General features: G+C 61.8%; 13 protein-coding genes. 7 read left to right on the plus strand and 6 right to left on the minus strand.

The genetic code is table 11. The features are described from left to right. The first annotated feature begins 7 nt into the window (after window positions 1–7). Window positions 8–1000, plus strand: coding sequence for a glycosidase (locus tag ONB52_04105; protein MDZ7415328.1), 993 nt, complete (start codon window positions 8–10; stop codon window positions 998–1000). A 232-nt stretch (window positions 1001–1232) separates the two neighbouring features. Here the strand turns inward: ONB52_04105 and ONB52_04110 are convergent, their stop codons facing one another. From ONB52_04110 to ONB52_04130, 5 genes are all read right to left on the minus strand, one after another. After that, window positions 1233–1988, minus strand: a complete 756-nt coding sequence (locus ONB52_04110; GenBank protein MDZ7415329.1) for a Mov34/MPN/PAD-1 family protein — start codon at window positions 1986–1988, stop codon at window positions 1233–1235. A gap of 147 nt (window positions 1989–2135) precedes the next feature. Beyond that, window positions 2136–2639 (minus strand): ubiquitin-conjugating enzyme E2, encoded by a 504-nt coding sequence (locus tag ONB52_04115; protein ID MDZ7415330.1) that lies wholly within the window; start codon window positions 2637–2639, stop codon window positions 2136–2138. 16 nt (window positions 2640–2655) lie between these two features. Beyond that, window positions 2656–2943, minus strand: coding sequence for an EsaB/YukD family protein (locus tag ONB52_04120; protein ID MDZ7415331.1), 288 nt, complete (start codon window positions 2941–2943; stop codon window positions 2656–2658). Window positions 2944–2969: 26 nt separating this feature from the next. After that, complete coding sequence (locus tag ONB52_04125; protein MDZ7415332.1) at window positions 2970–4214, minus strand: ThiF family adenylyltransferase; 1245 nt, start codon at window positions 4212–4214, stop codon at window positions 2970–2972. Window positions 4215–4259: 45 nt separating this feature from the next. Then, complete coding sequence (locus tag ONB52_04130; GenBank protein MDZ7415333.1) at window positions 4260–4766, minus strand: hypothetical protein; 507 nt, start codon at window positions 4764–4766, stop codon at window positions 4260–4262. A gap of 171 nt (window positions 4767–4937) precedes the next feature. Here ONB52_04130 and ONB52_04135 point away from each other — a divergent pair, with 171 nt between their 5' ends. After that, window positions 4938–5168, plus strand: a complete 231-nt coding sequence (locus tag ONB52_04135; GenBank protein ID MDZ7415334.1) for a hypothetical protein — start codon at window positions 4938–4940, stop codon at window positions 5166–5168. 155 nt (window positions 5169–5323) lie between these two features. Beyond that, window positions 5324–6562: an AAA family ATPase gene (locus ONB52_04140; GenBank protein ID MDZ7415335.1), complete on the plus strand. Its 1239-nt coding sequence runs from the start codon at window positions 5324–5326 to the stop codon at window positions 6560–6562. 6 nt (window positions 6563–6568) lie between these two features. On the opposite strand, the gene ONB52_04145 is transcribed toward ONB52_04140, so the two are convergent. Then, on the minus strand, window positions 6569–7099 hold the full coding sequence (locus ONB52_04145) for a phosphatase PAP2 family protein (protein MDZ7415336.1): 531 nt from the start codon (window positions 7097–7099) through the stop codon (window positions 6569–6571). Between the two features lie 303 nt (window positions 7100–7402). Here ONB52_04145 and ONB52_04150 point away from each other — a divergent pair, with 303 nt between their 5' ends. The 4 genes from ONB52_04150 to ONB52_04165 all read left to right on the plus strand — a co-directional run bounded on the left by ONB52_04150 (window position 7403) and on the right by ONB52_04165 (window position 11801). Beyond that, complete coding sequence (locus tag ONB52_04150) at window positions 7403–8449, plus strand: radical SAM protein (GenBank protein MDZ7415337.1); 1047 nt, start codon at window positions 7403–7405, stop codon at window positions 8447–8449. A 211-nt stretch (window positions 8450–8660) separates the two neighbouring features. After that, a complete protein-coding gene (locus ONB52_04155; protein MDZ7415338.1) occupies window positions 8661–9734 on the plus strand; it encodes a hypothetical protein in 1074 nt (357 codons plus the stop codon). Window positions 9735–9950: 216 nt separating this feature from the next. Further along, a complete protein-coding gene (locus ONB52_04160; protein ID MDZ7415339.1) occupies window positions 9951–11168 on the plus strand; it encodes a hypothetical protein in 1218 nt (405 codons plus the stop codon). A gap of 60 nt (window positions 11169–11228) precedes the next feature. Continuing rightward, entirely contained in the window at window positions 11229–11801 is a 573-nt protein-coding gene (locus ONB52_04165) for a hypothetical protein (GenBank protein MDZ7415340.1), read from the plus strand. Window positions 11802–12133: the final 332 nt, after the last annotated feature.

Below are 12133 nucleotides of genomic sequence, written 5' to 3' on the forward strand. Positions count from 1 at the left end.
CGGACTCATGAAACCAAAACTTTGTTACCGACTCCACCGCGCGGCCCGCACGGTTTTTTTATGCCTGTTCGTGGCATCGGGCGGGACGCTTGCCCAACACGTGCGTCTGCCGTTTCTCCCTTTGCAGCCTTATGAGGGCAACCCCATACTGCGGCCGCTCGGCACGACCTGGGAGGCCGCAGCGGCCACGAATCCCGCCGCGGTGGTGAAAGACACCACCATCTATCTCTTCTACCAAGCCAAAGACCGCAGCGGGGCCGGCCGCTGGCATGGCACCTCGCGCATCGGCCTGGCCACCAGCGTGAACGGCCTGCAGTTCACGCGGGAATCGCAGCCGGTGATGGTGCCGACCCACGACTATGAAACCCCCGGTGGCTGTGAAAATCCGCATCTGGTGGAGATCGAGGGGGTTTACTATCTCACCTATGATGCCTTCGACAGTGTGACCAGAAGACTGGCGCTGGCTTCTTCGCGCGATTTGCGGCACTGGATCAAACACGGCCTGGTTTTCCCGGAGGAAAAGGAGAGCAGCCACGGCGTGATCGCACCGCAAAAGAGCAATGGTCGCTATTTCATGTATTTCAGCGATGGCAAAAACCTGCGCCTCGCCTATTCGGAAAACCTGCTGGTGTGGCAGGCCGAGGCCACGCCGGTGATGCAGCCGCGGCCCGGCAAATTCGATGAACTTGCCGTCGCGCCGGCGTTTTCACCGGTGCTCATCGGGTCCGAGATGGTGTTGTTTTACAACGGGCTTGATCCGGCGCGGCGTTCGCAACCCGGCCAGGCGGTGTTTGCACTGGCCAATCCGGGGCAAGTCCTGCTGCGCAGCGAACGGCCGTATCTGAGCCCATTGCCATGGCATGCCGATGAGTCGGCGGTCAGGCTTTCCGCGCTGGTGCGGCTGAAGGAGGAATATTTTCTTTACTTCGGAATCAATGAAGAAACGGTGGGCGTGGCGGTGAGCCAGGAGCTGGCGGCGGCCATTCGTGCACAGAAATAGTTCGACGATCTCGGGTCAAAAGAAGCCGCTTCTGAGGCTGATGGTTTTTCAACTCATCCACACCATGAAGCTTCTTTCTCTCTTTCTTTTCAAGAGATGAGGTGGGGCGGGTCTGTGGGCTTTCACAAAACTCAAGGTTTCGACATCAGACAAAAAATCCTCCCACGAAAACGAAGTCCCGTTAGTGGGTCAGGCGCCGCGTGAAGCCCTCGCAAGACGGCAGGCACGCGCTTCACCACCAGCGCCGCAAGCCCGCCAGCAGCCGGCGCCACGGACTTGCGGCGGTCTCCTCGGAATGCCGGTCAAATACGGTTTCAATTTCAACCACCAGGGCCGCGGCCTTTTTCTGCTCGAGCCGGATATTTTCCTGGCCGGCGGCCTCCACCAGGAGATAATCGCACGCCTCGCTGTCCGCCCCGCGAAAGCAGCCCGCCAAATCGCGCACCGGATCCACCACCAGCGCGACATGATAGTCCTGGCCATAAAACAACCGCTGGTTGGCGCGATCGGTCTCCGACATGAACACGCCGAAATTGGGATGGGAATGATACCAGCCGATTTTGCGCGTCGTGCCGCGGCTGTCCTTCCAAATCCGGTCAACCTCCTCATTCAAGCGGTGAAACTCGCGGATGGAAACTTCGACGCTGGCCAGGCTGGCGTGGGTGTCCTGTGCCGGCACCGCCTCCTGCAGATGGATCCACAAGAGTTGCCGGGCCGGATCAACATAGGCATTGCCCAGCAGCAAACCGAAGCACTCCCGGGTGGGATCACGCCGGGCATGCTGCCTCACCTTTTCGAAGGTATGCTGCTCGATGTAAACCTGCGGGCTGCTGCCTGCCGCCGGTTGCGGCCATTCGGCGGGAATGCTGCGCGGCTGTGGCTGGTAGGAGCGGCGTTCCTTGACGCGGAAGTGGCCGGGCGAGTGCTGTGCACGACGCAGCCAGAAACGCAGCCGCCGGCGCAGATGGCGAAGCAGATGCCGCTTCATGGCGTCACTTCCGTTGCCGCCGGCCGCGGCTGGCAGCCGTGAGCGGTGCGAGCTCCCGGCGCTGCCTGGGTGACCGGGAAGATGGTGCGGGAGAGGACGGGGTGCGGTTGGAACTGCAGGCAACGAAGGTCGCGAAGCATGGGATGATCAAAACTTGCTGGAAGCCGGTTTCGCGTGAAAGAGTTTGGTCTCCGCCAGATCCGGCAGACTGCTGTGATCCACCGGCACGGCCTGACGGTTTTGTTGGAACCACTCCAGCGCCTCGCGATTGGCGGGGCTGCGGGGATCGATCAGCTCCGGCCGGAACTGAATGTATTTCGCCAGCCGCAAACAAAACGCCGCCAGCCCCTCCTCCGGCGAGTATTGCCCGATGCAAACGTTGCCGTTTTTGAAAACGTGCGGATGAAACAGCACCGGCCGCGAGACGAATTTCGCCAGCGGCGGCTTGTCGGGATATTCCGCCAGCAGCTTGATCACCACGGTGTGTCCCTTCTGCGTGGTTGCCGGGCCGATCATGCCGACCAGATCGAATTCGACGACATAGCGCTCCGGCGGCCAGCGATGGTCGCCCTCCTGCCAGCGAATAAGCGAGCCGCGCAGGGTTTGCATGGTGTAGTAGTCGTTTTGCAGCCGCACCAGCCGGGAAATCATGATCGTGCCTCCGCAGTCAAAATCGGTTTGGGAGAGGCGCCGTGCCGCCACGCTGCACCACGGCGATGCGAATCCGGTCACCGGCCTGCACGCCCAAATCGGCCAGGGTCTGCCCCTCCCCCAGCTCTCCTTTGCCCTTGATGGTCAGGCCGTATTCTTCGTTTTCATTTGACAGCGGCGGAATGAATTCGACCTGAATCAAATTTTCAACCAGCTCCTCGCGCGTCATGTCGGCGGAGACCTCGACGTCCATTTCCGAGTCGTCACTCACGTTGATGAAGGTGAGATTGATGGTTTCGGCCATTCCTTAGCTCCTGAGCATCTGCTGAATCATGAAAGTCGTCTCGCAAGATCGGGCAACGCTTCGTGAAGGTCATCGGCAAGCTCGAAATAGTGCCAGCCGCCCCGGCAGTCCTGCACGTCATAAACATGCAGGCTGGGAAAGCCCAATTGTTCGAGGGGGAGGTCTTGCAGAGGGGGTTGGTCGCCGGTGGCATCTGCTTCCAACACCTCCAGGCTGTCGCCCAAGTAGTGCAAGTGCAGCCCCTCGCGGTCGCCCGGCCTGCGGCACCAGTGGCACTGCAGCTCCTCGTTGTGCAGGCGGTACAGCGGCCGGCGGATGGGACTGTACCGGCCGCAGCGCAGGCACTCAACGCCCGCCACAAAGCTGCCGGGAAATTTGACCGTGGCCCCCTCCAGGCCGGCAGCCTGCAGGCGTGCCAGCAGGCCACGCAGTGTACAGGTGCGGCGGCTGCCGGCGAGCGTGGCAATGTCCGGCAGGGGCCGCAGCGCTTCACACTCGCAATGCGGCCTGCGGAAGACCGTGGTGGTGTCGAAATAAGGCCGGCTGCCACTGCCGTCGTACTGCAGGCGCACGCCGTTGAGTGGCAGGCGCTGGTGCAGCCACTTGAGCGCCAGCTCGCATTGCAACGCGGCAATCAGCGCCGAGCTCACCTGCACCGTGGCGAGCCGGCCCTGGGCATGGCTGCGGCGCAGCGTCTGAAAGCAGGAATCGTAGCGCGCCCGGGCTGCGGCGCGCTCGCGCCTGGTGGTGGCGCAACTGAAGCAGGAGGGGAAGGGCGGTTGAAACACGTAAACGCTGCCCGCCAGCTCGCGGATGCCGCCGTCGATCAAAGGCCGGCCGGTAAGCAGGCAGGCCCGGTTCACTGCCAGCCGTGCTTCGAGGTTGTCCAGGCAGCCGAGCACCACATCGACACGGCGATAGAGCCCCAGCCCGACTTCCCACACCAGGTCGGCGTCGAGCGCTTCGAGGCAGGCGGAAGGTTCGACGTTGAGCGCGTTGCCGCGTTGCGCCGCCACCACTGCCTTGCGCCTGCCGAGATCCTCCCGGCGAAACAAGGCGGTGCGGCTGAGATTGGAGATTTCAATGGTGTCGCAATCGACCACCACCATGTAGCCGATTCCCACCAGCGCCAGGTTTTTGATGACTTCATTGCCGAGCGCGCCGGCGCCCACAATCATCACCCGCGCCTGGCGCAACTTGTCCTGGCTCCACCAACTGATTCTCTCCTGGCGGTCGGTGACACTCTCCACCGGACGCGCACTGGTTCTCACATGAAAGGCCATGCCGCTTCGCGTCTTTGTTTGCAAGGGCGTGAATCAGGCGACGTGATGGGCGCGATTGGAGTGGCAGCGAAAACAGCGTTGCGTGCCGCTGCGATGGTGCCAGCAATTGGCATGATAAAGCTGGCCACACCGCCGGTTGCTGCACCGCACCCAGCCCGGCAGGACGATCCGTTTCTGCCGGGCTTCATTGTGCGCCAGTCGCTGCGGGGCGAAGAGGCGCAAGACGGCAGCGGACCAGCGCAGCATATGCAACCGCAAGAGTTGTGCCCAATAGCGCTCACCATGCGAATAGGGATCCTCGGTGATCAAGTGGCGGCAGTAGGAGCAAATCTTCTGGTCACGCAGTCGCTGCACACGCGCCGGCAGTTTGGGAATGCTTTCCTTTGCGCGCAGCGGGCCGGTCACCCGCACGGCGGTGCGGCTCGGCCGCGCAATTGGCCTGAAAATACGCCTCTCCTGCACGATGCTTCCATAAGGCCGGCGCGGCAAACCGCCCGCCGGCGGATTGTTCAACCCTGTCATGCCCGCCAGACATTTCATGACCTCGAATACTACGCACCATGTTTGCCAGTTGCAGAGGGCCTCCTGCCGGCGGGTGCAGATTCCAGCTTCTGCACCCGTCATGGCATGAGGGTACATCCCCGGCACATTTTTCCTTCGACTCGATTTCATCGCTGCCCAGGGAAGGGCCGGCAAAGAAGCCTCTGTGATATGAACACTGTCCGCTTTGCCTTGCAGCAGACTTCTCCTGTGCGATTGACCATCTACAATGCGCTTGGCAACGAAGTGCGATTGGTTCTTTCCGGCTACCTGCCGCCGGGTGAGCATCTGGCGCAGTGGGACGGTACCGACAATCATGGTCGGGCTGCGGATCAGGGTGTCTATTTCTACCGTCTCGACGGCCCGGATTTTCACGCCGTGCGCAAGCTCATCCACAAGTGACCGCCGGCGCCTCCGCTCATTCTTCCTGCTTGTCCCTACCCGGCTGCTTGCCGGTGCCCACCCTGCCATTCCGCACGCAGTCTGTGGCGTGCGCGTTTCGGGAAAGGAACCATGGCGCAACGCCTTGCCATCACGGTTTGGGGATTTGTGCAGTCATGTACCGTTCGCTTCAGCTTTTGCGGGAGCACCCCTTCCTGGCGGTGCCGGATCCGCGTTATTTTTATGCCGCCAGCTCGCATCGTCTGGCGTTGCAGCGACTGCTCGATACGATCGAGCTCCGGCGGCGCCTGCTGGTGCTCACCGGCGATGCCGGCGCCGGCAAGACTCTGTTGATTCATGCCCTGCGCCGCCGGCTGCCGGCCGGCCTCGCCACCGTGCTGCTGCTGCAAACCCGCTTCGGAGAGAAGAAGCTGTTCCGCCGCATCGCCACAGCCTGTGGGCTGCCGGCACTGCCGCATGCCACACCGGCCGACGAGCTGCGGCAGTTGCATGATTTTCTGCGCAGCCCGCGCTCCGGCCTCACCGTCACCGCCATGCCCGCCGCCGCGCTCGTCATTATTGACGAGGCACATCATCTGCCGCAACCCACCCTTCATGACCTCGCCGGACTGATCGAGCTGGCCAAAAGACACAACAAACCGTTGCAATTCATCCTGGCCGGCGCACCGACTTTGCTCCAGGCTTTTCCCTGGGTGGCGGCCCGGCCGGATCACGCCACCCTGGCTTGCAGCTCGCACCTGCTCAGCCTCAGCCATGCGGAAACCACGGCTTATATTGCCCACCGCCTGCGCATCGCGGGTTATTATGACGGCGAGCAGCTCTTCACCATCGCCGCTCTGCGCACGATTCATGAGCACAGTGAAGGCAATCCGCGGCGCATCAATGCGCTCTGCCGCCGGGCGCTGGACCTGGCCTGCCGCGAGGGTTTAACCAGCATCACGCGCGAGTTGGTGCAGGAGGCTGCGTGTATGGAAAAGCAGGAGGGAAGATTCGAGGAAAGCGAAATTGGCTGGGCGCAACAGCGTTTCGGGAGAGGGCAGCCGGGGGCAGCGTCAACGCTGACGGCTGACCTTTGTGCGCCGGCGGCAGGCGGGCATACAGCGGAATACCACAGCCGCCAGGCAGGCGGCAGGAAGGCCCAAGCTTGGGGACAGGCGCTGCCGGCAATGAACGAGCAAGCGGCGATCCCGGCTGCGCCTGTAAGACCACTACCGGAGGTGATGCGCGGCTGGCGGGTTTGGCAGGCACTGGCAACCGTCGGGCAACACGGGCAACAGCAGGCCTTGCGCAAATGGTTGGCGCCTCAACGGCACCAGTCCCGACAACTGGCACTGCTGCTGGCAGCGGCTTTGAATCTGCTCATGCTTGTTTTGATTCTGCAGCGCTTGCTCTAACGCTGCTCATCCCACCAAAGCCATGCCTGTTTGTGCGCAGGCAATGCCCAACAATGCGCCTGCCAAAACATCCGTCGGATAATGCACGCCGTTGTACACCCGCGAGAAAGCGATGACCCCCGCCCACAGACAACTCACCATGGCACCCGCGGGATAGTAAGCCGAGATCAACGTCGCCATCAGGCCGGCGCCCGCCGTGTGTCCGGAGGGGAAACTGAAGCGATCCGGTGGCGCAATCAGATGCTGCAGCCCGGGGATTTGCTCAAACGGTCGGGGGCGTTTCACTTTGCGTTTCACCAGCAGGTAGAGCGGCACCTGCAGCGCAAACGCCAGCAGACCGGCGGGCAGAAAACGGCGCGCCATTTCATGATCTGTCACGCCCACCACCAATCCGAGAATGGCATAGAACTGGCCGTCACCGCTGCGCGACGCCACATACATCAGGCGGTCGACGGCTCTTTTGCCGTTCCACGCAACGACTCTGCGACACAGCCATGCCTCCCGCTGGCTGAGATTTTGAACGAAAGCTTGCAGCATGATGGCCTCCTTGTTTGCAACAGTCACCGCGGGTCCGGTTGGCAATTCCCGCGGCAGTGCGATGCTGCGGCATGGTTTTTTACCGCTTTAAAATAGGGCGGCAAGGTCAAGCAGGTATGAAGTGAACGTTGTCAGTGTTTGAATCTTGCCGCCCGGCGGGCACACCCCGGGGAATGGCGGTCATTTTGCCATTGCACTTTGGTTTTGAATTTGGCATCATAGCCAACCCCGCGACGCACGAGGAGCTGGACCGCGGGAGGAAGTTGCCCCAAGCCTATCTCACCAGCCAGGGAGGCTCTGCTCATGCGCGTGAAGAATCCGTTGCGCACGCTGGCGCGCACGCTGCTGTTCAATGCGCCGATTCAGGCGCAGTTGATCGTGACCCGGCGCTGCAATTTGAGCTGCGGCTATTGCACCGAATACGACAAGTATTCCCCGCCCATCCCTTTTGAGACGCTCAAAGCCCGGATTGACGCGCTGCACCGCCTGAAGGTCATCAACATCACGCTGTTGGGCGGCGAGCCGCTGCTGCATCCCCAAATCGCGGAGCTCGTGGCCCATGCCAACCACGAAGCGCAGGTTTCGATCACCACCAACGGTTTTCTGCTCACCGACAAAATCATTGCGGCACTGAACGATGCGGGACTGAGCAACATGCAGGTGAGCATCGATGCGCTCATGCCCGACACGAACCGCTATATCCAAAAATCGATGAAATCCATCCTGCCCAAGCTCGAGCGTCTGCGCCGGCTGGCCAGGTTCGACGTGCACGTCAATCTTGTGCTGTGCGAAAATTCCAAAGACCACTTCCGGGAAACGCTGGCCGGGCTGCGGCGCCTGGGTTTCTTTGTCACCGTCAATCCCATTCACGATCACCGGGGCACCATTGCCACCGGCGGGGAAGAGTATGTCGCGCTCTGGGAGTATCATTATCAACACAGCAATCCCTGCTCCTTCATCGAATATGATTATGGCAAACGCCTGCTGCGGGGCGAGCAGCCGGACTGGCACTGCCGTGCCGGTGCGCGCTCGCTCTATGTCGATGAGTTCGGCAACGTGCAGTTTTGCCATGCCCAGCGCGGCCGCCTGAACAAACCCATTCTGGATTACACCCGCAGCGACCTGGCGGCACATTACCACACTCCCAAAGGCTGCGAAAAAGGCTGCGCGATCCTGTGTGTTTACCGCGATTCCTATTTGGACAACGCGCCGTTCGGCATGATCAAAGCGACCTACCGTCTGCTGCGCCGCGGGGGTGTCTCGCGGCCCAAGAGGGGCGAGGCCCGGCTGCTGCCGGAACCGGAGGCGAGTCCCGCCCCCACCGGTGCGCTGGCCACCGTGGGTGATTGAGTCGGCGGACTTGCCGCCCGCGGCGCGTTCGCGCGGCGTTGCCGCTCTCTGGGTGGCACGTCGTCTGATCGATGTTGTTGTTGCCGTCGTCCTGCGCCGGCACGCTTTGCTGTGTTTGCCTGTCTGGTTGTGACGGTTTTTTGCCGAGCTTCCCGCCCCGGCGCCGGAAACGATGCCATGCATCCTCATTTGCTGGAGAGTAAAGACACGCATGCTGAATGTTCTCCGCGTGGTGACTTGGTTGTCCGTTTTTTTCCTCGCGCTGCCGCTTGTCCGGGCACATTCCGGGGCCAGCCGCGAGAGTTTGATCCAACGCAGCCTGGAGCAGTTGCATTGCGAGCAGTTTGACAGCGCACTGGCCATTTGTGCGGAGTTGCGCCGTTCCTGGCCGGATCATCCGGCCGGCTTTCTGCTCGCCGCCGGCGTTTATCAGACGATGATGCGCGACTATCGCGTGCGCCTGTTTGAAGCGCGTTTTGACAGCCTGCTCCAAAATGCAGTCGCGCTGGCCGAGCAGCAGGTGCGGGCCGAGGCCAGCGCCGAGCATTTTTTCCTGCTCGGCACCGGCCGCGGCTATCGCGGTCTGCACCGCTTTCGCTGCGGGGAATGGGCCGCCGGCTTTCGCGATGCGGTGCTGGCGCTCAACGCCATGGAGCGTGCCCTGCAGCGAGATGCGGCGCTGGTGGATCCCCATTTGGCATTGGGCGTGTACGAGTATTGGAAAAGCGCCAACCTCAATTTTGCCGGCGGCTTGTTTGCCGGCAAACGTGAGCAGGCCATTGCCGCGCTCGAAAGCGTGCGCCAGCGCGGCCGCTACGTTGCGATCGAGGCCGCCTATTCCCTGCAAACCATTTACATTCACGAAAAAAATTATCTCAAGGCGCTGGAGATCAACGACTGGTTGATCATGCGCTTTCCGCTCAACATCAGCGCGCTCTATCATCGCGGCCTGCTGCTCGACAAACTCGATCGTGTGGAAGATGCCCTGGCGGTGTGGGAGAAAGTCATCGCCCGCATTCGCGCTTTCCGGCAGGCCAGTGATGGTTACCTCGCTGAGTGTCACTGGCATCGTGCCCGGCTCTATGAACGTCTGCCCGCTCCGGCCCCAGCGCCTTCGGCCAAACAACTCGTCATTTCCGCCCTGCAGCAGGCACGCATGCACGCCCGGCAGCGGGTTGCCGAAAAAGAACTGGAGGGCCCGCTCACCAGTTTCCGCGAGATCAACAAAGCCATCGATGAAATGGTGAAAAAGTATGACTCCCAAGGCGGGGACTTCCGCAACTGAGCTTCGCCGACAGCGGACAAACACACGTGAAGCCCGTGCACGGCCTGTACACGGGCTTCACAGTTTTGGGGCCATCAGTTTCCACCCGGCATTATCTCTTCTCTCTCCAACCGGTTCAAGTTGCAGCGCTTCGGTTGATCGCGCCGCGGCAGAGCAGCGGGCGGCATGCGGCTTGCATGAGGGCATGATGAACCTTCATGAAAGGAGGAAATCATCATGCCATTCCGATCAATGAAATCGCTGGTGATCGCCGTCGCAGTGACGATCGCCGCGCTGGCGCTTGCGACCTTCGCGCTCTCTCAAACCACTGAGCCGGCCAGCATTCGCTGCAGCGTCTGCCAATTCGAAAACACCTGGACCTACAAATTCTGCGTGAACTGCGGCAGTTCGCTCGCGGCCGCCAAACAAGCCAAACTCCAGGAGTTGCAGCGCGAGCAGGAACTCGTGCGGCAGGCAGCGCGCCGCCAGTTCGTGGAAGATTCGCTCGCGCAGGCGCGCGCGGCAGAGAGCCTTCGCGTGGAACAGCAGCGGCAAGCCGCCGCGCGCCCGGTTGCACCTGCGTCACCCGAAACCTCCGCCTCTCTCATCCCCTCACCCGCGTCGGTGGCGTCGGCCAAGTCTGACCGGCCCAAACCGCAGCGTTGGTATCAAACCCTGCTCACGACGCCGGCCGTGCTGCCGCGTTTGTTCAATGTGCCCACTGCGGAAGTGCTCAACTCCCTCGACATTTATTTTAACGGCGGCGGCGCCTTCGGCATCGAGAAGGAGCGTAATTTTCTCGGCCATGCTGGTTTGGGGCTGGGCGACATCGCCGAGGTCGAGTTTGCGACGCAGGCGGTGATCAACTCCCTGCAGCAAGGTTCATCGAGCGTGTCGACTTCAGCGTTCAAAATGCTGGTGCTGCGCGAGCAGGACCGTCTCCCTGCGATTGCCGTCTCGCTGCGCGGCACCACGAGCTGGCACCATTTTCAAGGCCAGGACGCCAGTGTCTCCTTTGAAACCCGCCTGACCAAGCTCTATCTCGTAGCCACCAAACATCGCGGCAAGGTGATGGCGCATTTCGGCGTGGGCTTGACGGACGTGCGCGTGCGCAGCCCGCAGGGCTGGCGCTTCCGCGAGGCCGGCCGGGAGATGCAACGCAATCTCATCGCGCCGTTTGGCGGGCTGACGATTCAAGCGAATCCCAAGGCGCAGGTCATGCTGGAAGTCGAAGGGCTGCCTTCTTATGATTTCACTGCCGGCGAGGTGCACGACGGCAGTGCGATCAAGAACATCTGGGCGGGCGTTGTCGGCGTGCGATTTTACTTCACCAACTGGCTGGCGGCGGATACCGGCGTGCGCTATCGCAGCGACTTCGACGGCATCGCCGACGCCAACATTCAGGCGAATGTCAACATGCTGTTCCCGCTCGGCCGGTTGCGCAGCAAGCAATAAGCGCCGGCAATCGTGATTTCGTTGCATACCATAACGCATCTGCCATTGAGGTGATCTACCATGAAACGTTTCTTCTCTTTTCTTTTCGCCCTGCTGATGATCTTGGCAGCGACGTGGGCAGCGCCGGCGAGCTACGCCCGGCAAGTGCAAGTGGAAGCGGGCACTCATTGCCCGTTCTGCGGCGTTTCGAATCAGCCCACGGCCAGATTTTGTAGTGCCTGCAGTTCGAGCCTGCCCCAGGCCGGCGCGCCGGTCGCAACGGCTGCAAGTGAACCGCCAACGGAACAGGCGCTGGCCGCGCTTGCACCGGCCAGCGCCGAATCTGACCGCGAGGCCGAAGCGCTGAATTTTTACAAAGCCGGCTTTAATTTTCTCGACCAAGGCGCCTACGGGCCGGCAGCTACTTCCTTCCGGCGCGTCGTCGCCTTGTATCCGGCTTCACCGCATGCGCGCGAAAGCGAGCTGCTTGCCCGCGCCTGTGATGAGTTGGTGATGGCCAGGTTCAAATCTCCGCAGCCGGCCGCGAAGTCCGGCGGCTCAGCCGCAGCGGCCTTTGGCGGCGCCTTCATCGGCGGCGCGCTCGGCACGCTGGGCGGCGTCATGCTGCTGTTCTTGATGGCCGGTGGCAGTTGAAACGCCTTTTCGCAGAGCACGCAAATGGCGAGGCAATGTGCATCCGCCATTGGCACAGAAGCACGTCAATGAGGATGCAATGTGCATCCGCCGATGGCGCAGAGCACGCAGGTGAGGACTTGAAATGGAATTGCGGGTGGGGCAGAAACATGCAAGTGAAGATTCATAGGCGTTCCTCTGCGATCTCTGCCGCCGGAGACAAACTCATTGCCGTCCGGAATCCCAGCCGGTTTATCGCAGCATTCCGACAGCGGCTAGGCCGTTGTATATGAACCCCCGGCGTTTTCACGGTGCTCGAAGTCTCTGAAACCTTGGCCGAGCCACGGGCGGAA

This window comes from candidate division KSB1 bacterium (assembly GCA_034506255.1).
Lineage (GTDB): Bacteria > Zhuqueibacterota > Zhuqueibacteria > Zhuqueibacterales > Zhuqueibacteraceae > Coneutiohabitans > Coneutiohabitans thermophilus.

What these genes read in the sequence shown, in the direction of transcription:
- ONB52_04105 (MDZ7415328.1), top strand. Translation starts at nt 8, where the DNA reads ATGAAACCAAAACTTTGTTACCGACTCCACCGCGCGGCCCGCACGGTT.
- ONB52_04110 (MDZ7415329.1), bottom strand. Translation starts at nt 1,988, where the DNA reads ATGAAGCGGCATCTGCTTCGCCATCTGCGCCGGCGGCTGCGTTTCTGG.
- ONB52_04115 (MDZ7415330.1), bottom strand. Translation starts at nt 2,639, where the DNA reads ATGATTTCCCGGCTGGTGCGGCTGCAAAACGACTACTACACCATGCAA.
- ONB52_04120 (MDZ7415331.1), bottom strand. Translation starts at nt 2,943, where the DNA reads ATGGCCGAAACCATCAATCTCACCTTCATCAACGTGAGTGACGACTCG.
- ONB52_04130 (MDZ7415333.1), bottom strand. Translation starts at nt 4,766, where the DNA reads ATGAAATGTCTGGCGGGCATGACAGGGTTGAACAATCCGCCGGCGGGC.
- ONB52_04135 (MDZ7415334.1), top strand. Translation starts at nt 4,938, where the DNA reads ATGAACACTGTCCGCTTTGCCTTGCAGCAGACTTCTCCTGTGCGATTG.
- ONB52_04140 (MDZ7415335.1), top strand. Translation starts at nt 5,324, where the DNA reads ATGTACCGTTCGCTTCAGCTTTTGCGGGAGCACCCCTTCCTGGCGGTG.
- ONB52_04145 (MDZ7415336.1), bottom strand. Translation starts at nt 7,099, where the DNA reads ATGCTGCAAGCTTTCGTTCAAAATCTCAGCCAGCGGGAGGCATGGCTG.
- ONB52_04150 (MDZ7415337.1), top strand. Translation starts at nt 7,403, where the DNA reads ATGCGCGTGAAGAATCCGTTGCGCACGCTGGCGCGCACGCTGCTGTTC.
- ONB52_04155 (MDZ7415338.1), top strand. Translation starts at nt 8,661, where the DNA reads ATGCTGAATGTTCTCCGCGTGGTGACTTGGTTGTCCGTTTTTTTCCTC.
- ONB52_04160 (MDZ7415339.1), top strand. Translation starts at nt 9,951, where the DNA reads ATGCCATTCCGATCAATGAAATCGCTGGTGATCGCCGTCGCAGTGACG.
- ONB52_04165 (MDZ7415340.1), top strand. Translation starts at nt 11,229, where the DNA reads ATGAAACGTTTCTTCTCTTTTCTTTTCGCCCTGCTGATGATCTTGGCA.